This window comes from Desulforhopalus sp. IMCC35007, assembly GCF_005116575.1.
Lineage (GTDB): Bacteria > Desulfobacterota > Desulfobulbia > Desulfobulbales > Desulfocapsaceae > Desulforhopalus_A.
On sequence record NZ_SWCN01000009.1, the window covers coordinates 166039 to 191476 of the forward strand.

A 25438-nucleotide genomic window follows, 5' to 3' on the forward strand; every position below is an offset into this window, starting at 1 on the left:
TTGAACTACAGCTCAACATCATTGATATTACATTTCAGTTTTATTTATTCTTAAAAGTTAAACACTTCGATGCATGAAAGGTCATGTACATTTCTTTAAACAACTGTTATTTTGTAATTCTTAATTTCACAAAAAATATTTTTTTACATTTCCACAACAAATACAAGATTGTGGCTGGGAGCAAAACAGCAAGAACAGAAAAGAGAAGATAATAATTGTGTTCCGGTTGTATAACGTCAGACTCCACCATTAAAGTCACGGTGGTCTGATGAACAACCATAAGCGATCCAGCACCTTAGGCCGCCCATGAAAACATCTCATAAAACACCCCTCCCAGATGCAGTACCGGCAAAAATATTTATGCCCGTTCTCCTGTCCATGTTCCTTTTTATAGGTACCTTTTTTGGCTATATCCTTCCCAAGGTTGAAGCGCACCTTATGGACCGAAAGCGTGAGATGATACATGCTTTAAGTGAAAGCGCTATGGGATCAATACGATACTACGCAAAACTTGCGGAAACCGGGGCTATCAGCACAGCCGAAGCAAAGCTGCAGGCGGCCTCACACCTCAAGAGTCTTCGTTATGGCCCGGACGGAAAAGATTATTTCTGGATTAATGATACCCATCCAACAATGATCATGCACCCCTACCGTCCTGATCTTGTCGGACAGGATGTCACTGACACAAAAGATCCGGCGGGTAAAAAACTTTTCCAGGCCTTTTTAGAAACCGTCAAAGAGTCAGGGGGAGGGTATGTCAATTATCACTGGCAGTGGCAGGACGATCCCCGTCGTATTTTTTCAAAAATCTCCTATGTTCAGGAATATCCACAATGGCACTGGATAGTTGGTACGGGGGTATACGTTGAGGATGTAAGAACTCAGATCGCTGCAATTACCGAGAGAATGACCTTTATCTTCCTTGGAATTCTAGCGGTCATTGCGATTCTCTCGGTCTATGTTGTCTGGCAGGGAGCAACCGGAGAAACCCACCGAAGGGAAATAGAAGAATCGCTGAAAAAAAGTGAACACAAGTACAGACTGCTTGCCGAAACTGCCCGGGAGATCATTCTCCTGTTCAACTCTGACTTTGTTATAACCTACGCAAACACCGCCTGGACTAGAATTAGTGGCTACAGCCAGGGCGAAATGACCCTCTGCTCCATCTACGACTTTATCCCTGCCGGTCATACACAGCTATTCAAAGAAAAGATCAACAAGACTACAGACAAACAATCCTACGACCAGTTTTTTGAGACAGAATTAATTCTCAAAAATAAGACAACGATTACAGTCGAGGCCTCATTTGCCAAAATGGAAGCAAGTTCTGAGGACACAACCTTTTTGATGACCGCACGTGACATTACCGAAAAGAAAAAAATCGAAGCTCAGGCCAAAATGCATCAGGAGCAGTTGATGCAAACAGACAAAATGGTATCTTTAGGTACCCTTGTATCCGGTGTTGCCCATGAGATCAACAATCCGATTTCTTCAGTTATGCTGAATATTCAGGTTTTTGAAAAATTCTGGAGGGCCGTACGCCCGGTGCTCGACAACCACTACAACCTCAACCAGGATCTTGAGATCGGCACGATGAGTTACCCGCAGATGCGGGAGCGCATGCCAAAACTCCTGCAATTTTCAGAGGAAGGAGTCGAAAGGGTCAAACGGATTGTCGGAGACCTGAAAGATTTTTCAGGTCACAAACCTTCTGATTTACGAGAGACCGTCAATCTCAACGAGGTGGTAGAGAAAGCAATGGGCCTTATCTCCAGTCTTACCAAAAAGGCAACCAATGACCTTAGAATAGATTATTCTGAAAACCTGCCGACCTTACAAGGCAACAGTCAGCGACTTGGACAGGTTGTCATCAACCTCGTGGTGAACGGCTGCCAGGCCCTGGGAGAGACGAAACGGCCTCTCCATCTCACAACCGGATACCTCGAAGAATCGGAAGAAATTTTCCTTGAGGTGAAAGATTTCGGCAAAGGTATGACTCCGGAGGAACTCAGCCGAATCAAGGATCCCTTTTATACCACAAAAAGAGACAGCAACGGTACCGGTCTCGGCCTCTCAATTTCCGACACGATTATCCGCAACCATGGCGGCTGGCTCGACTTCAAATCACAACCGGGCCAGGGAACAACCGCCACCATTTTACTGCCACGTTACGGTACAGACGAAATCCAGGGAAGAATGATATGAGTAACGACAAATACCCCGAACATCCCATTCTCGTTGTAGACGACGAGGAATCCATCCTCCTGTCAATAGACACAACCCTGCAACTTGCCGGTATCAGCAATGTTATTACCTGCAGTGACAGCAGGCAGGTTATGGGCATAACCAGAAAAAAACCTCCATGCGTCATTCTGCTTGATTTGAATATGCCCCATGTCGATGGGGATGCCCTGCTGGATCAGATCCAACATCAGCTTCCCAACACACCGGTTATCATCATAACAGGACGCATCGACGCCGAGACGGCTGTAAACTGCATGAAGTCAGGAGCCTTTGACTATATTGTCAAACCGGTGGATGAAAACCGCCTGGTAGCCTCTGTGAAAAAAAGTTTGCTGTACAGCGAACTGCACCGTGAAAACCTTGCACTCAAAGAAAAACTCAGAAATCAGGAAACAGAGCGCCCAGAGGCCTTCAAGGATATCATCAGCCATTCTGCCAAGATGGAAACAATCTTCAACTATACCATATCAGTTGCCCCCACTTCCCAGCCGGTCTTGATTCGCGGGGAAACCGGCACAGGCAAGGAACTCATGGCCCGGGCGATCCACGCTCTCAGTAAAGCCACAGGTGATTTTATCGCAGTCAACGTGGCAGGCCTTGACGACAACATGTTTTCCGACACCCTCTTTGGCCACACAAAAGGTGCCTTCACAGGCGCTGACTCAAACCGGGCTGGCCTGATCGAACGGGCTGCCAACGGCACCCTGTTTTTGGATGAAATCGGCGATCTTAACAGCAGCTCACAGATAAAATTATTACGCCTTCTACAGGAAAAAGAATACCTTCCCATAGGCCTGGATCAGTACAGAAAGAGCACTGCCAGAATCATCACCTCGACCCATGTCGACTTGTGGAAATTGCAACGAGATGGAATATTCAGAGAAGACCTTCATTACCGGCTGAGAACCCATCGCATCACCCTGCCACCACTGCGGGAGAGAAAAGAGGACCTCCTTATTCTGTGCAACTATTTTGCTCAAAATGCCGCCATCTCCCTTGATAAAAAATGTCCAAGCTTCCCACCGGAAATGATTCCTCTGTTATCAACGTACAACTTCCCGGGAAATATCAGAGAACTGCAGGCAATGATTTTTGATGCCATAGCCCAGAACAGCAACGGAATTTTACCCCTTACCTCAATGAGAAGGCATATCAGCCGGGAAAAAAGCGAACGGATCACAACAGACAGCATCCCCATCACCTTTGCAGATCCACTCCCCACTTTAAAAGAAGCCACTCGACTCCTGATCAGCGAGGCGATGGAAAGGTCCGAAAATAATCAATCTATCGCAGCGACAATGCTCGGCATATCACAACAGGCCCTCTCTAAACGGCTCAAAAATATTGAATCGGAATAGGTCTACAACTTTTATTGTGGCTACAATAAAAGTTGTTACATATTAAAAAGTACGCTGGCATGAGAATATACCTTGGGTTCCCAAGTATTTAACAACTTTTTTTGTACCCCTGTTTCACCAAAGACAGGGGGCTTACCCCTTGTTTTCCTGGATTACCGGATCATTTCCAAAATGGCATGACCATTGCTATACAGACGGTGTAGGTTACAAGATGTGTATTATCAACAGCCAACCTCACTTCAAAGGAGAAGAACATGGCAAACGCTCAGGCACCAATGGGAAATCCAGCAGTAGTCGGTCTCGCAGGTTTCGGCCTTACAACTCTGATACTCCAGCTTCACAATCTCGGGCTTTGCGGGCTTGGGCCTGTCATTGCCTGCGGAATCATTTTCGGCGGCCTCGCCCAGCTCATGGCCGGTTTACAGGAATTCAAGGTTGGTAACAACTTTGGCTATAGTGCTTTTGTTTCCTATGGTGCATTCTGGATTGCGCTCTGTATTATTCTCCTGTTCAACAAGTATGATATCTACAAATCAAGTGGTACCGACATCGGTTACTTCCTTGTTGTCTGGACTCTTTATACTGCAATAATGTGGATAGGCGCAATGCGCATTCATGGGGCCATGGCGTCCACCTTCACCTTGCTTCTCGCAGGCTTTATCCTGCTTGATCTCGCCCATTTTGGTTACCCTGCCATGACCAAGGTTGCGGCTTATGTACTCATACTCTGTGCACTGAATGCCTGGTATATGATGGCCCACGTTATCTTCATGCAGGTTTTTGGGCGCGACGTCCTTCCTGTTGGGAAACCATGGATCGAGCCACGACCAGTTGCACAGGGAGAAGCCCAAAAAGCATAGAAACTTTTCCCAGATGTAAACAGCACAACAATATGCAAGGGGCCTTACAACTCAAAGTGTAACTTTACCTACAGCGTCGAATACAACGCCCGGGGCGGTGCCCAGTCTCCAGAAACACAAAACACTGAGGCCCATCGAACTAACCTGTGTGCGCAAACACCAGTAGGTACTCCCCTTACATAGTTAAAAGACAGGGATAGCAGATCATGTATCCCTGTCTTTTTTTTCTCTCTTTCTTCCCCCCAGTCCATTGATCTTCTATCTGATATCAAAAGAAGTTGTGATTGGCCATTGCCTGCGATAAGATAAGAGTTACTACTATCTTTGCTTTTAATTTTCTCTTTCAAAATATTGTAAGTGCAACATACCGAGTAAAAGGAGCAGAAACATGCCAAATACCGAGTACTGGGCAGATACCTACCTGGAAAAAGCTGTCACAGCTGAGAAAGCTATCTCAAAAATCCGTTCCGGCCAACGGGTTTTCATTGGCTCTGGCTGTGGAGAACCCCAGATCCTGACCAAGACCCTTGTTGAAAAAACAAATAATTTCAGCGGACTTGAGATAGTCCGTCTGCTTGGCATGGAAACAGCGTCTCTTACCGCCATCGCAGACAGGACAAAAGACACCAACCTCAATATCCGCTCCATCTACCTCGGCTCAACAAAGGTTCAGTCCATCGCCAAACAACGGCGTTTCATCACACCGATGAACATGTCCGATGTACCAATGCTCTTTACCACAAGAAAGCTCCCCCTGCATGTCGCTCTGGTCCAGGTCTCTCCTCCAGACGATTTTGGCTGGATGAGTCTTGGCGTTTCAGTTGATGTCACCCTGGCTGCAGCGCGATCAGCAGATTTCGTTATCGCTCAGGTGAATCCCTTTATGCCAAGGGTCATGGGCCAGAGCTTTATTCATGTCAACGATGTAAATCTCATCGTCGAACATGAAGAAGCCCTCCTGGCAATTCCACCATCTGCGGTATCTTCTCCTGCCGCCATCCAGATCGGCCAACATATTGCAAAACTGATAGAAGACGGTTCAACCTTGCAGATCGGCCTGGACGCCGCCTCTCAAGCTACAGTCCAGGCACTGTCAGATAAAAACGATCTCGGAGTGCATTCTCAATTTCTCACAGATGACATCATGCACCTCTACGCCACGGGAAATATCAACAATAAAAAGAAAGGGTTAAACGATGGCAAGATGGTAGCTTCCATGGCAATAGGCAGTCACAACCTTTATGAATTCCTCAACGACAACCCGGCCGTTGACTTCCATCCATCCGATTATGTCAATGACCCATTCGTCATCTCCCAGCACAACAAGATGATTTCCATGAATGTTGCCAGCACCATGGACCTCACGGGTCAGGTCTCGACGACAGCTTCTGCTGCAACAAGGTACGCCGGGGTCTCAGGCATCCCTGACTTTGTCAGGGGAGCTCGAAGATCAAGGGGGGGAAAATCAATACTTATGCTCTTTTCCACCACTGAAACTCCTGATGGTCTGCGGTCAAATATTGTACCACAGCTCAACGATGAGGTGACGGTCGTGCCCAGAGGCGACGTTCATTACGTTATTTCTGAGTACGGTGCGGTAAATCTCTTTGGAAAGAGCATTCAGGAAAGGACGATAGCTATGATAAGTATTGCCCATCCCGATTTTCGGGACGAGCTCTTTCAGGCCGCCAAAGATAAAGGCTATATCGGTAGTGAACGTACTCTTGGTGAGGCATCCAAGGCTGTCTACCCCGTCAACCTTGAAGAAACCCTGATAATCAATGGAGAGAAAATATTTATTCGTCCATCAAAACCGGTAGACGAACGGCGAATACAAGAGCACTATTACAGCCTGCCCAAGGAAGATGTCCTTACCCGTTTCTTCTGCCAAAAAACAATATTTGGCAGAACAGAGATGGAGTCACGCTCCCATGTCGACTATGTCAACGACCTCACACTGGTCGCCGTCGTTGGTGAATTTGGGTTTGGCAAGGTGGTAGCAGTTGCAGAAAGTATGAAAATCACGGGAAGCAATATTTCCGAGGTAGCTTTTTCCGTCAGTGAAGAATACCAAGGTAAGGGCCTGGGAACATTTTTTATAAAAAAACTGGCAGCCGTTGCAAGAGAAAATGGCATTTCCGGGTTGACAGCCTATACCTTTCCATCAAACAAGGCAATGATTGCGTTATTCAAGACCTTGCCTTACAAGGTAAAAACAGTATACGAAGATGGTGACCTTGTGCTGTCCTGTAAGTTCAACGAACTTGCTGATTAACGTCTCCCCTTACATACAAAAAGATGCACAAGCTCTTATCCACATAACCTTGTGCATCTTAATTTGACCAATTCTCTAGCCAAAAAAATCAGTATTCACACAGCCGTTGCCCATTACCGTGGTGATGCTCCGCAGAAGAGTTCCTCTTTTTGGATTGTTAGATATTCAGAGAAAAAGTAGTCAACCATACAACGACAGGAGTGACGATTGCAGAAACGCCTTCAAAACCTGTCAGTCGAAAAAACAAAAAAATCCCAAGAATAATAAAAGGCCCCGCCAGATTCAGCCAGCGCCACAGTTTTTCAAAACCATTGATTTTATCAAACAGAACAACAAAGACCGCACTTCCTGGAAGTGGTGGCAGAGGAATCATATTATACACCGCCATGGTAATATTGACGATGACAATAGTCGAAAAAACGTTGTCAACTACCCCCCATTTCGTCAATATCCACGAAAGACTGGCTGCAATATTGGCCATTAAAAGATTGGCCAGAGGGCCTGCCAGCCTACTGAGGATAAACGACAGCCCCGGAAACCTTTTAAAACCAGTCCTGTCGATGTCGAGCTCTTTTGCCCAGCCAAATCCTGCAATAAAAAAACAGAAGGTGCCCGGAAGGCTCATATGCAAAAACACATTAAAATGGAGCCGGTCTTTTGCCCCAACTTTACTGTCCCCAAGCAGCGTGGCGACAAACCCCTGACCTTCGGCACTCACCAATATTGCAGTAAGCATTGCCACACAAAAAATGGCAATATCCTCCACCATTGGTGGCGAATAATCGAGCAGATACGGCAGATTTAAATCCCCATTCATAGAGTCCCTCGCTGTGAGATTAATGTGTTTTTTCAGTGTACTTTAAAACACGCATCCCGGGGAAAAAAAATGGCGAAAACCAAAAGGTTTTCGCCATTTTTGCAGCTACAGGTGGATGGAGTTTCTGCATTGCTGCCCAGTGAAATAATACGTTATCAGTTCACCATTTTTTGGATCTCATCTACTATTTCAGGATTTGCAAGGGTCATGACATTTCCAACATCACCCTTATTCGATATTGCCCCGAGTACCCTTCTCATAATCTTTCCTGAGCGGGTTTTCGGCATATCGGGCACTATCCAGACGTTCTTACACTTGGCAATCTTACCAATCTGGTAGGTGATTGCATCAGCGATTTTCTGCTGCAACTCTGGAGTCGCCTCATATCCTGGCTTCAAAGAAACATACAACTCGGGCTCTTTTCCTTTAATCTCATGATTTACAGGAACCACCGCAGCCTCAGCTACCTCTGGCACGGTGAGAGCCACAGACTCTATCTCTTTTGTACCAAGTCTGTGACCGGAAACGTTGATAACATCATCAATACGTCCAAGAATCCTGACATAACCGTCGTCAGCGACCACTGCTGCGTCCCCAGTAAGATACGGCCAGTCTCGCCAGTCTTTACTGTCAGGCTTGGTATTGTACATGCCAAAGTACGTATCAACAAAACGCTGCCTGTCGCCCCAGATCGTCTGGAAACAACCCGGCCATGGATTCTGAATACAGATATTCCCGGCTTTGCCTGATCCAGCAGGAATCTCTATACCGTTTTCATCAAAAACAATGGGGTGAATACCAGGAACACCAGGACCTGCACTACCGGGCTTCATCGGTTGCATTCCAGGAACTGTGGAGCACAGGAAACCACCGGTTTCTGTCTGCCAGTAGGTATCGACGATAACCGCCTTACCCTTTCCAACTTCTTTTTCATACCACTTCCACACTTCGGGCTCAATGGGCTCACCCACTGTCGTCATGTGTTTGAATTTATAGTTGTATTTTGCGGGCTCATCCGGACCAATCTTACGGAGGGCACGGATGGCGGTTGGCGCAGTATGAAAAATATTTACATCGAGCTCCTGGGCAATCCTCCAGGATCTTCCAGCGTCAGGATAGGTCGGCACGCCTTCATAGATAACCGACGAGGCACAAAGGGCCAGCGGTCCATATACGATAAAGGAGTGTCCGGTAATCCAGCCAATATCTGCCATACACCAGTAGACATCTTCCGGATGTATGTCCTGAATATACTTAGACATGGCTGTCACATAGGAGAGATACCCGCCGGTACCATGTTGTGCACCCTTAGGCTTTCCAGTGGTACCACTGGTATACATCAGAAACAGAGGTTCTTCGGCCAGCATCTGCTCGGGCTCAATTCTTGCGCCATAATACTTTTTCAGCTCGTTATTCACGATAACATCGCGCCCTTCCTCGAGTTTCGCATCAGAAGACATTTTTCCAGGATATCGCTGCCAGATAAGAAGTTTATCCACTTTCTGCCCATCTTTTGCGGCCAATTCGCAGGCCTCATCATCAACCGCTTTATGATTGAGCAACTTGCCGGCTCGATAATAAGCATCCATGGTGATCAACACCCTGCTGTTCGAATCCACAATCCTGTCCGCACATGCACTTGATGAAAATCCGCCAAAAACAACAGAGTGGATAACCCCAAGACGCGCACAAGCCAGCATTGTTATGGGCAGTTCGGCTGACATCGGCATATGGATAGTGACCCGATCACCCCTTTTCAGCCCAGCTGTCTCACGTAACAAGGCAGCAAACTCATTCACCCTGACATACAGCTCTTGATAGGTGATGTGTTGAACTCTTTCTTCTTCAAGCTCAGGTACAAAATGTATTGCTGTTTTGTTCTTGTTTTTCTTAAGATGCCTGTCGATACAGTTATAACTGGCATTCAATTTCCCACCTTTGAACCACTTCCAGCAGGGAGCATCACTTGTATCAAGAACTTCATCCCAGTATTTGTACCAGGTGAGCAGCTCCGCAAACTCTGTATAATAGTCAGGAAATTTATCCAGACTGAAACGCTCAAAAATGCTTTCGTCGACTAAATTGGCCTGGGCAATAAATTCTGGTGATGGATGATAATATTCTTCTTCTTTCCAATGTACGGCAATTTCAGCTTCAGAAGTATCAACAGCTTTTTGCTCGCTCATATATTATTCTCCTCAAATTTTTCAGTTATCGTAGATACTAACCATCCAGTTTTTCAGGTCAAACCTTCTTCCTTAAGCTACCCTCGAGCCTTAGCTACCTCTCCACCAACCTCTGCCGAATGAATTGGTCGCCTGGTCATCTGAGCGAGAATAACACCCGCAACCAGCAGAGCTCCTGAGAGATAAAATGCGTAGCTCAGGCTACCGGTCACATCTTCAATGGTACCGGCAAGTCGTGTTACGAAAACACCCAGCCCCCAACCGATGAAAATCAAACCGTAGTTCATTCCAAGATTTTTCGGACCAAAGAAATCCGCAGCAAATGAAGGCATAAGAGCCAGTCCGCCGCCATATTGCCAGTAGGCGATTCCTACAGCAAGAAAGAGCAGGCCAACACTTTGGCTGGAAATAATATAGGGCAGGCTAAAGAGACACAATGCAGAGACCCCGCAGTTGAGGCAGTAAGCATTTAACCGACCAATCTTATCAGAATAGAAACCTGTTCCAACACGGCCCGAGGCATTAACAAGGCCACCATAAGAAACGAGAATCCAGGCATTCGCCGCAAAGAATGGCATACTTTTAGCCGCTTTAAGCATAAGACCATTTGCGTTTCCAATAATCAGTAAACCAGATTGGGTTGTGAGGATAAACATGACAACGAGGGCATAGAACTGCCAGGTTTTTACAACGTCAGCGGGTTCCCAGTTGGTTACAGTTGAATTAGCGGTCGCCACTCCCGAACCGGCAAGGGTCGGAGCAACATATCCCTCAGGTGGCGACTTGAGCATTTGACCTGCAATAACAACGACTACAGCAAAAAAAGTGCCTAAGCCAATAAAACTACCTGAGATACCATATTTGTCGATCAAATATTGCCCCAGACCACCGATATACAATGCTGCACCACCGTAACCACCAACGACCAGACCTGCAATCAAACCACGTTTATGGGGGCCAAACCACTTCAATGCCGCCGGCGTGGGTGCCGCATAGCCTATCCCCATACCGATTCCACCAAGGATTCCAAAACCGATGATAATCCCGGTATAACTTTTCATCAAACCGGCAACGATACATCCTGCAGCCAAGGTCAGGCCACCAAGAGTTGCACCAAATTTAGGGCTGATCCTATCCTGAATACGACCACCGGGAATCATCAGCAAAGCAAAAACGATTACGCAAATTGAGAAAGGTGTTGCCGCCTGCGCATTATTGAGATATGACCACCCAGCGTTTATACCGGTCATCGGTTGACCGGCCATATCCACATTGACAAGGGCAGTTTTCCATATACTCCACGCATACAGGATACCAAGACAGAGATTTATTGCCATACCAGCAAAAACCGTAACCCAGGCCTGGGCCGGTACTGATTGATTTTGTTGCGACATCTGTATCTCCTTATTGAAAGAGTGATAACAAGAGTGCCAACCATCCGCGTCTGTGCCTGTCAACATTTTTTCTGCAGTTTCATCTTCAAACGGATGACCGTACAAATTCTCAATGAATTGCAAGTTCACGTTTGCTGTTCGTGCTTTGTCCCTCCTTATTTGATATTTATGGTTTCAACAGGCCCCCAGAAGTATTCTTACGACGTCTCCACAGAAACTCCTTTATATCAATTTTATTTATCAGTTATCCAAGTAATACTCAAGTATTAAAATCAATTGAAAGCCTTTTTATGCTCATTTTCACTGTCACTACGTGGTACTCTGACGCCTAAAATACCTACTTATCACACTATATTTACGGTCTTTATCCATTCAATACAATACGTTAAATGATATTGATCATTGAATTCACTAATATTTATTTTACATAAAAAAATACTTATATACGAGATGAAAAAGCATGTTTTCCAGGGAGAGAACAACAGTTAGGCATTCTGGTCTTATTATGAGTACAAACTGCTCCCGCACCCAAGAAGCACCTGACCGGGAACGCCTACAAATTACTTCTTGGCAAAATACACCAGCTTCGACTCGAGCATTGCAGGTTCTGGCAAACCTACAATCTGATCAACAACAGTACCATTTTTAAAAAATATCAGCGTTGGCACGCCTCGAATTTTATAAAACGCTGAGCAACCCGGGTTCGTTGATGTATCAACCGTCGCGATAATTATCTTATGATGAAATTTTTTTGCCAGATTACGCAGAAGAGGAGCAAGGGTTTTACAAGGACCGCAGGTAGGGGAAAAGAAATCAACCAACACTGGCAAACTTGCACTCTTTACAAATGAATCCATATTCGCATCGAAAAGTTCTACCGGCACCACAAAGGAATCAACAACAAGTGGAGCTTTACATTTTCCGCATTTGGGGTGCAAATGTTGTTTTGTATCTGGAATTCTGTTTTTCCCTCCACACGCAGCGCACGAAATAACTATGGTTGCCATATAACCTCCATAAATATTTTTAATTTGCCTACCTCGTCAGCAAACGATACAACTCCACAAGCTTTCCAGGCAGCACATCCACATTATCGATAAAAATATAGTGCCCTCTCCCGAACATATGGCCAAGGTATTCGTGGGCCTGTTTATCAATAGTCACACAAAAAACGTGGATACCCGCTCCCCGGGCTTCCAATAACGCCTTTTTTGTATCTTCTATGGCATAGGCCCCTTTGTAATCGTCGTAATCTTCTGGTTTTCCGTCAGAAAAAACAATGAGCAAGCGAATTTTGCTGTCACTTCTGATCATTTTCTGGATAATATGACGAATAGGCGGCCCCATACGGGTGTATTCTTTCGGACTGATGGCAGCAATACGCCCCCGCACCCTCTCGCCATATACCTCTTGCAACTCTTTGACCGGGAAAACCTCACTTTTCGACCTGCGCATCCCCGAAAAACCATACACCGCATAGGGATCCCCCACAATTTCAAGAGCTTCTGCCATAAGAACAAGAGCCTCCTTTACCGCAGTACCGACCCATCCCTCCGTAGAATTTGACATATCAACCAGGAAATAGGTGGATATTTCCCTCTGGTTTCTCAGGAGTCGGAGAAAGAGTCGATCGGAAGGCACCAACCCAGCTTTTGCGTCCCCCACTGCATCCACAAGGGCGTCAAAATCTATTTCATCACCATATCGCCTTCGCCGGACAAATCGATTCTGGGTTCGCAGCATTTCAAACTGCCGGCGAATCCTATAGAGCTGCCCCTTATATTTGGAAAGTGTCTCTTCTATAAAATTAGAAGAAACAGGAGTTATGGCCTTTTCATAAAGGGTGCACCAGGCGCTCCTGTAACCTCCTCTCCTATAATCCCATTCATCATAGGCATGGCCACCTCGCCCTAAACCTTCCCCTTGGTATTCAATCTTGGATTCAACGGCTTCGCGACTATTCACCCCCCTCCCGGCCATCCCTGTTGCAGCCTGAACATATGCTTCTGGAAGTTCTCCAAGGTCACCCTCGATATCACTGATGAGCGCCTTTAATTCTTCAGAGAGGTCTTCGCCACCATTATCAAGAAGCAAGTCAGCTCGCAATGGTTGCTGTTTCTGGCTGCTATCCTCATTTTTAACAACAAGTAGAGTAGCATCTGCCTGTTCAGCAATACTTTCCATGGTAGATTGTTCCTGATTGGTTAAGCGGTCTTTTTCTTTTTCCTGTAATGCCAGCGCCATCAGAGCAACAAAGGCATTCATCTCGGCTTTCCTACGCTCTGAAATTACTGTTGTCGCTGCTGAAAAATCGAATTCACCAAGCAACAGCGAAAAAGATCCAAAATCGCAACTTCCAGGTATCGTAGAAAAGTAGCTGTAAAAATCGGGAAGCAAAGCAAAAGCATTATCAACCACCAGCCGATCAAGGATCTGACACAATCTACGATCCAGATAATCTGCACTGTTCTCCCTCTCCTTTTCTTCGGTGATACTTCGTAAAAGAATAGCTTTGAGCAAGTTACAGTATTCCAGACTATTTCCTGTAGCCAAAAGAGAATCTACGAGCTGCAGGCAAAGGCGTCTCGAGCCTCTTATTAACCCCGGCAAGGTGTCTGAGAGTCCTGCAAAGACCTTCACAAACTGCAAGACAGCAAAAAGTTCCCAAGCCTTATCGCGATCTGAATAAGACGAAAAATCAAAATGACTCCCACCTGCGCCAGTACTTGAAAAGGCGAGAGAATCTTCAAATACTCGAGAGTCTATATGGCCCCACTGCAAAGAGATCAGTAATTTATACAATAGAGTGTTTTCAGACTGACCGGTAAAAACTTCAAGATGATCCGGAATAAATATTCTTAGGGTGTCTGTTTGAGGTACAGGCGCCTCCACCAGTTCAATCCGCCTGCCTGAAATTCCATTGAGATACAGTTGCATCCTCGAAGAGATCTGGGAAAAACTGACCCCGGACAGCCCATCAAATGGGTCCAGAAACATTTTTTCTGGTTCAGCCATAAACTTTCTTGCGGCAACTAGGCCACCGCTCTCATATAGACTCAGTATCTGTCTCGACCACTCCGTCATCAGGCCACTGGGAATCAAATCGACACAATGAACAGCATCGGTCAAATAGGCAAAACAGAGACTGTGACTGACCGGCCAAATCACTGACACCTGATCCAGAAGGTTATCAATACTTTCGTCATCGAGCTTCTGAACAGGATAAAGAACCTCATCTACCTCCCATTCATTAGGTAGTGATGGTGCGACAAGCTCGAAGAATCTTTCTTTAAGGATGTCAAGTCTCATAGGTTCCTCATATCAATCAAAACAGAGAGAGAACCATCTCATCCATTGCCGCGAGCAGCTCCGGGTCGTCCGTCAGACTTTCTATCATGGCATAACGGCAGGCATCTCTTGTGGAAATTCCACTTTGAATGAACCGTACAGTCTGAATGACCAGCCTGGTAGAGGCTCCCTCAAGCAAACCGGAATCTTTCAAGCCTCTTGTCATCACGGCAAGCTGCACAAGTCGTGCAGCCAGAGCCTCTTCCGCTCCACTCTCCCCGCAGACAATCTGAACCTCAAGATCCTTTGGAGGATAATCAAAATTAAGAGAAACAAAACGTTGTCGGGTAGAAGGCTTAAGATCCTTCAAAAGACTCTGATAGCCTGGATTATAGGAGACGATGAGCATAAAATCTGCCGGAGCTTTAAAGATCTTTCCGAGTTTTTCTATGGGGAGTTCTCTTCTGTCATCGGTGAGCGGATGAATAACCACGGTCGTGTCTTTTCTTGCTTCAACGACCTCATCAAGATAACAGATACCACCAGACTTCACTGCAAGTGTTAAAGGACCATCCTGCCAGACGGCCTCATTCCCCTTGACAAGATAGCGCCCCACAAGATCAGAAGTCGAAAGATCGTCATGACAGGAAACGGTGATAAGTGGCAGGCGAAAACGCCAGGCAAGGTACTGAACAAAACGACTCTTGCCACATCCCGTCGGCCCCTTGAGCAAAAGAGGTAAGCTGTTTGCCTGGGCTGCCAGAGCAATCTCAATTTCCTTTCCCTGGGGGAGAAAAAAAGGTTCAGCAGTAATTCTATTTTCGTTAATTTTAAATCCTTGAAGGTCAGTCATCTACGATTTTTTCTCCCTGCGATCTGGTTAATCGATATAAAACAGCTGCAAAAAATAGCTAAGGTCGTCTAAAGCTGTGGATGCAGTGCAGTATCTAAAGAGGTTTTTCTTGGCAATCATCCGTAATACCCAACATCTACAGTCCAAAATATGACACATTGCCAAGGGACACAAGACAAACAAAGGTAATGGCAGCAATTTACCATGACAGCTTACAGGCAGCCCCGTGATTGCCAATCATCCCGCCAATAAAAAAAAATCAAATCATCATAGCCAATATTTTTGAGCCAATTTTTAACATCCCTTACGTTCCTTTCTTGACATCCCCAGATATATAAAGTATTTTTCTTCTCTTTTGATCTCTCGTCGACTAAAGGAATACTACCTGAAATATATAGGTTGCTTCTCAGTATTGTTCGTGGGAGAGGGGACAGAAACAAACTATCAGTGTCCGAAATACATTATTTTTTTACTCGTGCCAGAGGATTTCATTTTTTTGATAGATGAAATTCGGTTGGTACTCATGCCCGTCCGACCCGGGCCAGAAACTATTTCATTGCAATAAAGTACTATGTTTGAAAATTTATCTGACAGACTTGAGGGAGTGTTTAAAAAGCTCCGCGGCCATGGCAAGCTTTCCGAAGAGAATATCGCTGAAGCTATGGCTGAGGTCCGCAAGGCCCTTCTTGAAGCTGATGTAAATTTCAAGGTTGCCAAAAGCTTTGTTGCAACAGTCACGGAAAAAGCGGTTGGTCACGAAGTTTCCAAAAGCCTTTCTCCGGGCCAGCAGGTCATAAAGATTGTTCATGATGAACTCGTTGCGCTGCTTGGCGGAACAACCAAGCAGATAGAGCTGGATGGCAGGCAGCCCGTGATAATCATGATGGCTGGCCTCCAGGGTTCAGGTAAGACAACAACCACTGGTAAACTGGCAAAGCTGCTCAAGGCCAAGGGTCGCAGACCATATCTCGTTCCTGCTGATGTGTATAGACCTGCCGCCATTGAACAACTGCAGGTGCTTGGTGAAAGAGTCGGTGTTCCGGTACACCCATCGAACACAGACCAAAAACCCGTTGATATCTGTCAGAAAGCGCTCCTTGAAGCTGCAAAGCTGAATTGTGATACCATAATCATTGATACTGCAGGGCGACTGCATGTTGATGAAGCCCTCATGGGCGAGCTGAAAAACATTCAATCAGCAATCCCGCTCTCGGAAGTCCTCTTTGTTGCGGATTCCATGACCGGACAGGATGCGGTAACAGTAGCGGATAAATTCAACAGTGACCTTGAAATCACTGGTGTTATCCTCACCAAGATGGAAGGCGATGCCAGAGGCGGTGCTGCTCTATCGATCAAAAATGTTACCGGAAAACCCATTAAATTTGTAGGTATCGGTGAAGGCCTGGATGACTTAGAGATCTTTCATCCGGAAAGGGTTGCATCTCGTATCCTCGGGATGGGAGATATTCTTACCCTCATCGAGAAAGCTGAAGCGGTTGTCGACAAGAAAGAAGCCGACAGGATTGCCAAAAAACTGCAGAAGAATCAGTTTACTCTGGAAGATTTTCTAGACCAGATACAACAAATCAAGAAAATGGGTTCCCTTGAACAGATTCTTGATATGGTTCCAGGCATCAACAAGTTAAAAAAGCTCAAAGATGTCCCTAAGCCGGACGAAAAAGAACTGACAAAGACGGAAGCAATTATCCGCTCGATGACAGCCAAGGAGCGAAAAAATCACTCGATTATCAACACCAGCAGACGAAAAAGGATTGCTGCAGGCTCTGGTACTCAGATCAGTGAAGTAAACAGAGTGCTCAAAAGCTACTCTGAGATGTTGAAAATGATGAAGAAAATGCGTGGAAAACCTGGCGCTATGACAGGAATAAAACGCAGGAAATTGCCCAAAGGCATGAAAAAGAGATAGACTGTTCCTGAAACGGTTTTCAGGAAAATTAACCTACATATCAACCGGAGGATATACCGGAATGGCAGTACGTATTCGACTCACTCGACTTGGCAGAAAGAAACAACCCTTCTACCGTATCATTGTTGCTGACAGCGAAAGCAAACGTGATGGTAAATTCCTTGACGTTGTTGGAACCTATGACCCTCTTCAGGATCCAGCAGTGATCAAGATTGATAACAGTAAATTACAGGATTGGTTGGGCAAAGGTGCTCTTCCAACGACTACTGTGAAGAGCCTGATCAAAAAAGTAGCTGCTGAAGTTTAAAGATGGAAGAACTGATAGCCACTATTGCCAAATCTCTGGTAGATAGCCCGGATGATGTTAAAGTTGCACGAAGTGACGAAGACAGCAACGTCACAATTGAGTTGACTGTAGCTCCTGATGATCTGGGTAAGGTAATTGGCAAACAGGGACGAACGGCTAGAGCATTGCGATCAATTCTCGCGGCTACGGCTGCCAGAGAAGAAAAAAGATCACGCCTTGAAATAGTAGAATAGCAGGTTTCATAGTCGATGGAAATTCAGTATCCCAAAGACAAATACCTGCTTGTTGGTAAGGCGAGCAAACCTCACGGCCTGCGTGGTGAGGTAAAGGTATACTGTTACTCCGGCCAGCCAGAAAACTTTCTTGCCTACAAAGAGCTTACTCTTTGTGATCCAAAAGGAAATATTACTGGCCCGATTGCTGTCTCTAGCACGCGTGTTCAGGGCAAGATGGCTGTGGTGAAACTTGCAACGGTTGTTGACCGTAGCGCAGCCGAAAATATTGAAGGTTTTCTGGTACTTCTTCTTAAGGAGGATTTACCTGAGACAAAACCCGGTGAATACTACTGGCATCACTATCTCGGTAAATTACTCGTAGATATGGATGAGAAAATCATAGGTACTGTCAGCTCCTTATTTAATGGCGGTGCCCAGGATATTCTGGTTGTAGACACTGGTGACGGTGAGGTAATGGTTCCGGTCATAGACAGTTTTATCATCAAAGAAACTGAAGAGAGAATTGTTGTTGACCTGCCGCCCGGATTGCTGGAAATCAACGCTGACACCCTTGAGTGAAAACGTTGCAAACCACATGATTTTTGACATACTGACTATTTTCCCAGAGCTATTGGATTCTCCCTTACAGGAAGGGATCATCCGGAGGGCTCTGTTACAAAAATTGATTGAAGTCAATATCATAAACGTCAGGAGTTTTGCAACCGGGCCTCACTCCATGACCGATGATCGGCCTTTTGGTGGGGGCGAGGGAATGGTCATGAAACCAGAACCTCTCGCGGAAGCCGTTGATAGTAGAAAAATGAAGGGTGGTAAAAATGCCCGCGTTATTTTTCTAAGCCCTCAAGGCAAAACATATTGCCAGAGCCTTGCACAACAGCTTGCGGCTGAGGACCATCTCATTATGGTCTGTGGGCGATATGAGGGCGTTGATGAAAGATTTGTCGATCAGTATGTTGATAACGAAATTTCCATCGGGGATTTTATTTTGACGGGTGGAGAACTTGGTGCAATGGTGATGATAGACTCCATCACCCGTTTGCTCCCTGGTGTGTTGGGCTGCAAAGATTCTGTTGAAAAAGATACATTCAGCAGAAATCTGTTAAAACACGCACAATATACCAGACCACGCTGCTTTAATAAAAGCGAGGTCCCTGAGGTGTTGCTGTCAGGCAACCATGAGCACATTGAACAGTACAGGTTTATTGATTCCGTCAAACGAACCCTAAAAAAAAGACCTGAGCTGTTTATAAACGAAACTTTTTCAAACAGCGAGCGCAAGCTGCTGAAAACAGCAGGCCTGCTGAGCAGTGTTGAAAAAGCGCAACAAACCGGTAAAAATTGATGTCCAAAGGTAAGAGGTCTCTACATATTGCCTTGGTCCATCACCCGGTGGTCAATAAAAAAAGAGAAATAATCGGTTCTGCTGTGACCAATCTTGATATCCACGATATCGCCCGAACAGCCAGAACCTATGGGGTTGGAAGTTATTTTATATCTACCCCATATGAGGATCAGCATGCGCTCGTAAATGAACTTTTAGAGCACTGGCAAAGCGGGTATGGAGCAACATATAATCCGGCTCGCAAAGAAGCCCTGGCAAGAGTTCGACCGGTTTTTTCAGTTGATGAGGCGGTCAGTTCTCTTACAAAAGAATATGGCCGGGCACCTCATCTGGTGACGACAAGTGCTCTGGAACAGGGGAACACCATAGGCTACGCTGAACTGAGAAAAAAAATTAATGAAAAAGAACCGGTTTTATTATTATTTGGAACCGCACATGGGCTTGCCCAGGAAATTTTAGAGCAGTGTGAATATAGTCTGCCCCCTATTAAAGGTGGTACAGACTACAACCATCTTTCTGTACGATCTGCAGCATCAATTATTATTGATAGATTGCTCGGATCATGAGATGATGACAAAGAAACTATTTAACCGTTGGATAAGCTTTATCCACTGACACTTCAACCAATAGAAGACGTTATGAGCACAATAATCGACAGAATAAATCAAGAGCAGTTGCGTATGGATCACCCTGAATTTCGTCCTGGTGACACTGTAAAGGTACATATCCGTATCATTGAGGGTGGAAAGGAACGTGTGCAGATTTTCCAGGGAATTGTTATCAAGCGAAAGCGTGGTACCATGGATGCGAGCTACACCGTAAGAAAAATCTCCCACGGTGTTGGGGTTGAAAAAACTTTTGCTTTACACAACCCTCGTATAGAGAAAATTGAGGTTATAACCCGTGGTCGTGTTCGTCGTTCACGTTTGTACTACCTCCGCAATCTTACCGGCAAAGCTGCACGTATCCGCGAACGCGGACTACCTCGCTAGATTGCAAACAAGATTACAGTCACTGTCGTTATTTATTTAATTACAGTGACTGTTTTTACCAGGACCATTGGCCTGGTTTCAATATGATACAATTATTGTCTGACACCTCAATCGGTGAAGATAATTTCATATTTGAAAAAACACTGCGCAAACACGGATACCTGAGTATCGCCGGTTGTGACGAAGTTGGGCGAGGCCCCCTTGCCGGGCCTGTTGTTGCCGCTGCGGTGATATTACCAGATTGTGCAGACCCTTCTCTCTACCTTGACTCCAAAGTTCTTTCCCACAGCAAAAGAGAGTATCTTGCTCAGCTTCTTTTCGATCAGGGTGCACAAATTGGTGTTGGATTCGTTTCTGAATCTGAAATCGATCGTATAAATATTCTCCAGGCATCTCTTCTTGCAATGAAAATTGCAACAGAAAACCTTCCCGGTACTCCTGCTGATTTCCTTCTCGTTGACGGTAAATTTAAAGCGCCTGTTTGCATAGATCAGCAAACAATGATCAAAGGGGAAGCCAAAAGCGCCTCCATTGCCGCTGCCAGTATCATCGCCAAGGTTCGACGCGATCAATATATGATTTGCATGCATGAAAAATATCCCCAATATAATTTCGCCAACAACAAAGGGTACCCCACCAAAGAGCACCGAGCGGCACTCCAACAGCTCGGCCCCTGCCCAATCCATCGACGCAGCTTTAACGGGGTTGTAGATCATGCTTAATATGCGCCAGTTACTTGGGCAAAACGGAGAAGCTGATGCATCTTCTTATCTTAGGAAAAAAGGTTATAAAATAATCACTACAAACTACCGATGTAAATACGGCGAAATTGACATCATTGCAAAAAATGATGAAGTTCTTGTTTTTATAGAAGTCAAGACCAGAGCAAGCAAAAAATTTGGTAGTCCGGCCGCCGCTGTTGATTTAAGGAAACAGATTCAGATTTCAAAAGCAGCCCATCACTATCTCTCTGAACTTGGCAATGAGGAAGTCGACGCACGTTTTGACGTCGTGTCGGTTCTCGCCGAAAAAGATAAGAAATACAAAATCGAACATATTATCGATGCATTTGAATTCTGCCTCTTTAAATAGTGACACTAAGTGACATATACATATCAAATGAACAGTGTGGGCTCGTTACGAATATACTCATTTCGTTTAACACCCCTCCACACATTGCATTAAATAAATTTAGAGGTACAGTATTAGCATGAGTATGATTGGTATAACAATGGGCTGCCCGGCCAGTATTGGACCGGAAATAATATTGCATTTTTTCTCTGATTCTCCTTTTGATGCAGATGTGCTACCCGTTGTTTTAGGCGATATCACCGTTCTTGAAAAATGCGCAAGGGACCTCGGTCACAAAGATTTAAAAATTGTGCCCTGGAATGTCGGCCAGGATCGTCCTCTGCTCAAAAAAAATACAGTACCGGTCTTACCTCTTTCCAGCCTTTCTGAATCAGATATTATCTGGGGCAAGCCTAATGTTGCAACGGGGAAGGCAATGGCCGAATACATCACAGAAGGAGTAAAGCTGGCCCAAGCTGGAGTCCTTGATGGAATCACCACCTGCCCTATCTCCAAATATGCACTCAACCAGGCAGGATATGCCTATCCCGGCCACACCGAGATGCTGGCCAAACTAACAAATACCAAAAATTATGCGATGATGATGGCTGGAGACCGACTCCGGGTCACCCTTGTTACAATCCATTGCCCGCTCGCCAATGTTGCAGGGACTCTCACCCGACAATCCATAGTTCAGCTGATTGAAACTACCCACCAGGCACTGACTGTTGATTTTGGTATTTCCGTACCAAAAATAGCCGTAGCCGCCCTCAATCCCCATGGTGGTGAAAATTTGCTTTTTGGCAGAGAAGAAAAAGATATCATCTGTCCGGCAATTGTTGAGGCCTCAGCAATGGGTTTTGATATCCATGGTCCCTTCCCACCTGATACTGTTTTTTATAAAGCGTCTCAGGGGGATTACGATGCCGTCGTCTGCATGTATCATGACCAGGGTCTCATTCCCTTTAAGCTGTTACACTTTGAAGATGGTGTAAATGTTACCCTTGGCCTTCCCATAGTTCGGACTTCGGTTGATCACGGAACGGCTTATGACATCGCTGGCCGTGGAATCGCAAGTTCTTCAAGTCTGAGCGCTGCAGTTACCCTTGCGGGCAGCATAGCCAAAAACAGAAAAGTAAACGCTACAACTCAAAGGAAGAGCTGATGAGAAACAGCCGGGGTATACTTATCGTATTTGAAGGCACCGATGGAACAGGTAAGTCTACCCAACTCGCCCTTCTTGCTGACTATCTGCAAAGTAGAAATTATCCGGTGGTAACCACGAGGGAGCCTACCACCGGCCCGTACGGACAAAAAATTCGCGACCTCTATGTAAAAAGAGACACATGTAGCCCAAGCGAAGAACTCGAACTTTTTCTCGCTGACCGCAAAGAGCACGTCGATACCCTGATCAACCCGTCACTTGCAGAAGGGAAGATCGTTCTCTGTGACCGCTACTTCCTCTCCACGGTTGCATATCAGGGAGCGCTCGGATTTGATGTTGAAGAATTGCTATCACGTAACAGCTTTGCGACTCCACCTGATATAGCCCTTCTTTTTTACATTCCACTTGAGACCGCATTGCAACGTATAACCGTTGGACGGGGAGACATGTTAAATGACTTTGAAAAAAGTGAAAACCTCTCTAAAGTAGCAGCCATTTTTGACTCCCTCTCTGAAAATTATATCAAAAGAATTAATGCCGAGGGATCAATTCAGCAGGTTCATTTAACTGTGTTATCGCTTGTCCTTCCACTTATTCCAGACTCTCTGAAGCTGCAGGCATAAATTATGGCGCCGTATCGGATATTCATCTTCATTTTTTTGTTGCTCACAAGCTGCAGCAGTAAACCAACAGCTATTTCTCTACCGGAACCAGAGGAACAAACAGATTTTTCATGTTCCTCCTTTTATTTCCTCTGGGGTACTCATGCCGAATTTTCCGAACGTTATCCTGAAGCCCTGGAAGCCTATGAAAAGGCCCTTATTTGCGACCCCGGCGCCAGTTATATAAAAGAAAAAATTCCCATTCTTATGCTGAAAATGGGCGATTACGAGACTGCGGCTACCTGGCTCACCCAAGCGATAGAAGAAGAGCCAAACAATACAACATATCTTCTTTTCCTCGCCAACATATACGTACAGCAGGAAAAGATTGAAGAAGCCGTTGTGCTCTACGAACAGATCCTCGCCATTCAACCCGACAATGAACCTGTCAACACCCGTCTTGGAATTTTATACACTCACCTTGGTCAATACGACACAGCAGAACAGATTTTCCGTCAGCTTCTTGAACAAAACCCGGAATCATATTTCACTATTCTTTCCCTTGCGCGGCTGCTCAATCAAAAAAACGAATATAATGAGGCTGCGGAGCTGTATGAAAAGGCTCTTACCCTGAACTGGTCCAAAGAACTCGCCTTTGAAATAGGTTACCTTTACAGCAGCCGGGATGAATTTGAAAAAGCCTTACGCATTTACACGACGATCACAGACAACGACAAATTTGACGAAAGGGCTCTGCTCAGCCGCATCCAGACCCTTCTGGATCTGAACAGACTTGAGGAGGCAAACACCTCTTTAGAAAATATCCGTCAGTTCAGTGAAAATCCTGACCATATCGATCTCATTATCAGCAAGGTATATCTCCAGCAAGACAGAATAGCAGAAGCCAAAGAAATACTCGAACGCCTGGCAAAATTACCGGATTCCTCCGAAGCCAGCTATATGCTCGCCCTTCTCGCTTACCGCGAACAAAAGTATACAAAAAGCCTTGAATATGCTGATAATATTACAGCCGACAGCGATAATTTCGAAGAAGCTGTCTACCTCAAGGTCAAGGTGTTGCAAAAACTGAATAAGCAAAATGAGGCATTTACACTGCTAGAGACCAATCTCTTGAGTGAAACAACCAGTAGCCCGCTTTTTTTCGCCTTGCTCTCTACTTTATACCAGGATAAGAAAAATAATGAGCAGGCGCTGACTACTCTACGTAACGGTATTGTGGCTTATCCAGAAAATCATCAGCTTCATTTTGAACTTGGCCTGCTCCTTGAAAAGAACAACAGAACAGATGATGCTATCGTCGAAATGGAAAAAGTGCTCGAACTCGAGCCCGATCACGCCGACGCACTTAACTTCATTGGCTATAGCTGGGCCGAGAAGAATACTCGTCTGGAGGAGGCTCTCAGTTATATCCTCAGGGCTATTGCACTCAAACCGGACAACGGCTTTATCATTGACAGCCTCGGTTGGGTCTACTTCCGGATGAACAGATTCGAAGAAGCCGCACAGGCCCTGGAGCAGGCGGTCAGCCTGGTACCAAATGATCCACATATCTTTGATCACCTCGGGGATACCTATAAGGCCCTCGGGCTGAGAGAAAATGCACTCCGTGCCTATGAAAAAGCTTACGAATTATTCGAGAATAAAGAAGAGAAATCCTTCATAAAAGACAAGATCAATGCGCTGGGAAAATAATTTTTGCACCAGAAATAACACTATTGCTGCACTGTTTCTACTTCTGATTCTTTCATGTTCTGGCTGTGCCCAGAAACCATGGGGAATATCGCTTGAAGAAAAAGAATATGACAGCGCTCTTCGGCTCGCCAATGAGATGGCCGACAACAATAGCCAATGTTTGAGAAGTATCCACACTGACCTTACAGTGGAATATGTAACGCCCCTTGAAAAAAGATCATTTTCCGGATATTTACTCTATTCACCTCCGGCCAGTTATAAATTCGTGATCAGTAACCCCCTCGGCCAACCCCTTTTTATTATTGCTGGCAACCAAAATAAATACCAGGTGATTAATACTCTGGAGACAAAATATATTGCAGGGGGGATGACCTCTTTTGCACTTCGGAACCAGTTGCCCATTCATTTTTTAAAGGGCCGCTGGGATGACTGGCTGACGGGGAAAAATACCATTTCTACAGAGTATATTACAGATATTAGCCTTGATCGACAATCCCGTGGTATCTGGTTCACCTTCGAGGACAACACAGGCGCAAAAAACATCTCTCATCTCCTTGTTGATCCTGAAAAAAAAGTCATTCTCGAACACGTACTGGATACGCGAAACAAAAAATCCCTGGCGACGATTGACTACAGCGACTACCTGCAAGACCAGTCCTGCCTTCAACCCCAGAATATTTATATTTCAGGTCTTGACTACGGCACAACTATCAGATTTCAACTGGCTGACACAGAGCTGGTTGCTGAAATAAAAACATACTCCCTGAATCCACCCCAAGGTTATCTCAGGCAGATCAGGCCTTAGTCT

The 25438-nt window shown here is 45.4% G+C and carries 23 protein-coding genes; 17 read left to right on the plus strand and 6 right to left on the minus strand.

Annotated elements, in window-relative coordinates; translation table 11 throughout:
* Positions 1-306: 306 nt before the first annotated feature.
* From FCL48_RS11690 to FCL48_RS11705, 4 genes are all read left to right on the plus strand, one after another.
* On the plus strand, positions 307-2205 hold the full coding sequence (locus FCL48_RS11690) for a cache domain-containing protein (protein WP_136872462.1): 1899 nt from the start codon (positions 307-309) through the stop codon (positions 2203-2205).
* The gene (locus FCL48_RS11695; RefSeq protein ID WP_136872463.1) at positions 2202-3602 is read left to right on the plus strand and encodes a sigma-54 dependent transcriptional regulator; all 1401 of its coding nucleotides are present in this window, start codon (positions 2202-2204) and stop codon (positions 3600-3602) included. The genes FCL48_RS11690 and FCL48_RS11695 overlap by 4 nt, the downstream gene beginning before the upstream one ends.
* Positions 3603-3856: 254 nt before the next feature.
* Entirely contained in the window at positions 3857-4462 is a 606-nt protein-coding gene (locus tag FCL48_RS11700) for an acetate uptake transporter family protein (protein ID WP_136872464.1), read from the plus strand.
* A gap of 388 nt (positions 4463-4850) precedes the next feature.
* A complete protein-coding gene (locus FCL48_RS11705; RefSeq protein ID WP_136872465.1) occupies positions 4851-6737 on the plus strand; it encodes a bifunctional acetyl-CoA hydrolase/transferase family protein/GNAT family N-acetyltransferase in 1887 nt (628 codons plus the stop codon).
* Positions 6738-6894: 157 nt separating this feature from the next.
* On the opposite strand, the gene FCL48_RS11710 is transcribed toward FCL48_RS11705, so the two are convergent.
* The 6 genes from FCL48_RS11710 to FCL48_RS11735 form a co-directional block, all read right to left on the minus strand.
* A complete protein-coding gene (locus FCL48_RS11710; RefSeq protein ID WP_136872466.1) occupies positions 6895-7554 on the minus strand; it encodes a site-2 protease family protein in 660 nt (219 codons plus the stop codon).
* A 155-nt stretch (positions 7555-7709) separates the two neighbouring features.
* Entirely contained in the window at positions 7710-9740 is a 2031-nt protein-coding gene (gene acs, locus FCL48_RS11715; RefSeq protein ID WP_136872467.1) for an acetate--CoA ligase, read from the minus strand.
* Between the two features lie 77 nt (positions 9741-9817).
* The gene (locus FCL48_RS11720; RefSeq protein ID WP_136872468.1) at positions 9818-11134 is read right to left on the minus strand and encodes an MFS transporter; all 1317 of its coding nucleotides are present in this window, start codon (positions 11132-11134) and stop codon (positions 9818-9820) included.
* 560 nt (positions 11135-11694) lie between these two features.
* Positions 11695-12141 carry a co-chaperone YbbN gene (locus FCL48_RS11725; RefSeq protein WP_136872469.1) on the minus strand — a complete coding sequence of 149 codons (447 nt, stop codon included), beginning with the start codon at positions 12139-12141 and terminating at the stop codon, positions 11695-11697.
* A 28-nt stretch (positions 12142-12169) separates the two neighbouring features.
* A complete protein-coding gene (locus tag FCL48_RS11730) occupies positions 12170-14443 on the minus strand; it encodes a nitric oxide reductase activation protein NorD (RefSeq protein WP_136872470.1) in 2274 nt (757 codons plus the stop codon).
* Between the two features lie 16 nt (positions 14444-14459).
* The gene (locus FCL48_RS11735) at positions 14460-15275 is read right to left on the minus strand and encodes a CbbQ/NirQ/NorQ/GpvN family protein (RefSeq protein WP_136872471.1); all 816 of its coding nucleotides are present in this window, start codon (positions 15273-15275) and stop codon (positions 14460-14462) included.
* A gap of 571 nt (positions 15276-15846) precedes the next feature.
* On the opposite strand from FCL48_RS11735, the gene ffh reads away from it, so the two are divergent.
* From ffh to FCL48_RS11800, 13 genes are all read left to right on the plus strand, one after another.
* The gene (ffh, locus tag FCL48_RS11740) at positions 15847-17202 is read left to right on the plus strand and encodes a signal recognition particle protein (RefSeq protein ID WP_136872472.1); all 1356 of its coding nucleotides are present in this window, start codon (positions 15847-15849) and stop codon (positions 17200-17202) included.
* 61 nt (positions 17203-17263) lie between these two features.
* Positions 17264-17509, plus strand: coding sequence for a 30S ribosomal protein S16 (gene rpsP, locus FCL48_RS11745; RefSeq protein ID WP_136872473.1), 246 nt, complete (start codon positions 17264-17266; stop codon positions 17507-17509).
* A gap of 2 nt (positions 17510-17511) precedes the next feature.
* Entirely contained in the window at positions 17512-17742 is a 231-nt protein-coding gene (locus FCL48_RS11750; RefSeq protein WP_136872474.1) for a KH domain-containing protein, read from the plus strand.
* A 15-nt stretch (positions 17743-17757) separates the two neighbouring features.
* Positions 17758-18303: a ribosome maturation factor RimM gene (gene rimM, locus FCL48_RS11755; protein ID WP_136872475.1), complete on the plus strand. Its 546-nt coding sequence runs from the start codon at positions 17758-17760 to the stop codon at positions 18301-18303.
* A gap of 16 nt (positions 18304-18319) precedes the next feature.
* Positions 18320-19087, plus strand: coding sequence for a tRNA (guanosine(37)-N1)-methyltransferase TrmD (gene trmD, locus FCL48_RS11760; RefSeq protein ID WP_136872476.1), 768 nt, complete (start codon positions 18320-18322; stop codon positions 19085-19087).
* The gene (locus tag FCL48_RS11765; RefSeq protein WP_136872477.1) at positions 19087-19653 is read left to right on the plus strand and encodes an RNA methyltransferase; all 567 of its coding nucleotides are present in this window, start codon (positions 19087-19089) and stop codon (positions 19651-19653) included. Before trmD ends, FCL48_RS11765 begins: the two co-directional genes overlap by 1 nt.
* A 72-nt stretch (positions 19654-19725) precedes the next feature.
* Complete coding sequence (rplS, locus tag FCL48_RS11770) at positions 19726-20079, plus strand: 50S ribosomal protein L19 (protein ID WP_136872478.1); 354 nt, start codon at positions 19726-19728, stop codon at positions 20077-20079.
* Positions 20080-20162: 83 nt separating this feature from the next.
* The gene (locus tag FCL48_RS11775) at positions 20163-20801 is read left to right on the plus strand and encodes a ribonuclease HII (protein WP_136872479.1); all 639 of its coding nucleotides are present in this window, start codon (positions 20163-20165) and stop codon (positions 20799-20801) included.
* Positions 20794-21171 carry a YraN family protein gene (locus tag FCL48_RS11780; RefSeq protein WP_205747700.1) on the plus strand — a complete coding sequence of 126 codons (378 nt, stop codon included), beginning with the start codon at positions 20794-20796 and terminating at the stop codon, positions 21169-21171. Before FCL48_RS11775 ends, FCL48_RS11780 begins: the two co-directional genes overlap by 8 nt.
* 124 nt (positions 21172-21295) lie before the next feature.
* Positions 21296-22315, plus strand: a complete 1020-nt coding sequence (pdxA, locus tag FCL48_RS11785) for a 4-hydroxythreonine-4-phosphate dehydrogenase PdxA (protein WP_240744826.1) — start codon at positions 21296-21298, stop codon at positions 22313-22315.
* Entirely contained in the window at positions 22315-22938 is a 624-nt protein-coding gene (tmk, locus tag FCL48_RS11790) for a dTMP kinase (RefSeq protein WP_136872480.1), read from the plus strand. Before pdxA ends, tmk begins: the two co-directional genes overlap by 1 nt.
* A 3-nt stretch (positions 22939-22941) precedes the next feature.
* A complete protein-coding gene (locus FCL48_RS11795; RefSeq protein WP_136872481.1) occupies positions 22942-24630 on the plus strand; it encodes a tetratricopeptide repeat protein in 1689 nt (562 codons plus the stop codon).
* On the plus strand, positions 24614-25435 hold the full coding sequence (locus FCL48_RS11800) for a DUF4292 domain-containing protein (RefSeq protein ID WP_136872482.1): 822 nt from the start codon (positions 24614-24616) through the stop codon (positions 25433-25435). Before FCL48_RS11795 ends, FCL48_RS11800 begins: the two co-directional genes overlap by 17 nt.
* The last annotated feature ends 3 nt before the right edge of the window (positions 25436-25438 follow it).

Excerpts from the sequence above, each read along its gene's own strand:
- FCL48_RS11690 (WP_136872462.1), top strand. The coding sequence starts at position 307 with ATGAAAACATCTCATAAAACACCCCTCCCAGATGCAGTACCGGCAAAA.
- FCL48_RS11695 (WP_136872463.1), top strand. The coding sequence starts at position 2,202 with ATGAGTAACGACAAATACCCCGAACATCCCATTCTCGTTGTAGACGAC.
- FCL48_RS11700 (WP_136872464.1), top strand. The coding sequence starts at position 3,857 with ATGGCAAACGCTCAGGCACCAATGGGAAATCCAGCAGTAGTCGGTCTC.
- FCL48_RS11705 (WP_136872465.1), top strand. The coding sequence starts at position 4,851 with ATGCCAAATACCGAGTACTGGGCAGATACCTACCTGGAAAAAGCTGTC.
- FCL48_RS11710 (WP_136872466.1), bottom strand. The coding sequence starts at position 7,554 with ATGAATGGGGATTTAAATCTGCCGTATCTGCTCGATTATTCGCCACCA.
- acs (WP_136872467.1), bottom strand. The coding sequence starts at position 9,740 with ATGAGCGAGCAAAAAGCTGTTGATACTTCTGAAGCTGAAATTGCCGTA.
- FCL48_RS11720 (WP_136872468.1), bottom strand. The coding sequence starts at position 11,134 with ATGTCGCAACAAAATCAATCAGTACCGGCCCAGGCCTGGGTTACGGTT.
- FCL48_RS11725 (WP_136872469.1), bottom strand. The coding sequence starts at position 12,141 with ATGGCAACCATAGTTATTTCGTGCGCTGCGTGTGGAGGGAAAAACAGA.
- FCL48_RS11730 (WP_136872470.1), bottom strand. The coding sequence starts at position 14,443 with ATGAGACTTGACATCCTTAAAGAAAGATTCTTCGAGCTTGTCGCACCA.
- FCL48_RS11735 (WP_136872471.1), bottom strand. The coding sequence starts at position 15,275 with ATGACTGACCTTCAAGGATTTAAAATTAACGAAAATAGAATTACTGCT.
- ffh (WP_136872472.1), top strand. The coding sequence starts at position 15,847 with ATGTTTGAAAATTTATCTGACAGACTTGAGGGAGTGTTTAAAAAGCTC.
- rpsP (WP_136872473.1), top strand. The coding sequence starts at position 17,264 with ATGGCAGTACGTATTCGACTCACTCGACTTGGCAGAAAGAAACAACCC.
- FCL48_RS11750 (WP_136872474.1), top strand. The coding sequence starts at position 17,512 with ATGGAAGAACTGATAGCCACTATTGCCAAATCTCTGGTAGATAGCCCG.
- rimM (WP_136872475.1), top strand. The coding sequence starts at position 17,758 with ATGGAAATTCAGTATCCCAAAGACAAATACCTGCTTGTTGGTAAGGCG.
- trmD (WP_136872476.1), top strand. The coding sequence starts at position 18,320 with ATGATTTTTGACATACTGACTATTTTCCCAGAGCTATTGGATTCTCCC.
- FCL48_RS11765 (WP_136872477.1), top strand. The coding sequence starts at position 19,087 with ATGTCCAAAGGTAAGAGGTCTCTACATATTGCCTTGGTCCATCACCCG.
- rplS (WP_136872478.1), top strand. The coding sequence starts at position 19,726 with ATGAGCACAATAATCGACAGAATAAATCAAGAGCAGTTGCGTATGGAT.
- FCL48_RS11775 (WP_136872479.1), top strand. The coding sequence starts at position 20,163 with ATGATACAATTATTGTCTGACACCTCAATCGGTGAAGATAATTTCATA.
- FCL48_RS11780 (WP_205747700.1), top strand. The coding sequence starts at position 20,794 with ATGCTTAATATGCGCCAGTTACTTGGGCAAAACGGAGAAGCTGATGCA.
- pdxA (WP_240744826.1), top strand. The coding sequence starts at position 21,296 with ATGATTGGTATAACAATGGGCTGCCCGGCCAGTATTGGACCGGAAATA.
- tmk (WP_136872480.1), top strand. The coding sequence starts at position 22,315 with ATGAGAAACAGCCGGGGTATACTTATCGTATTTGAAGGCACCGATGGA.
- FCL48_RS11795 (WP_136872481.1), top strand. The coding sequence starts at position 22,942 with ATGGCGCCGTATCGGATATTCATCTTCATTTTTTTGTTGCTCACAAGC.
- FCL48_RS11800 (WP_136872482.1), top strand. The coding sequence starts at position 24,614 with ATGCGCTGGGAAAATAATTTTTGCACCAGAAATAACACTATTGCTGCA.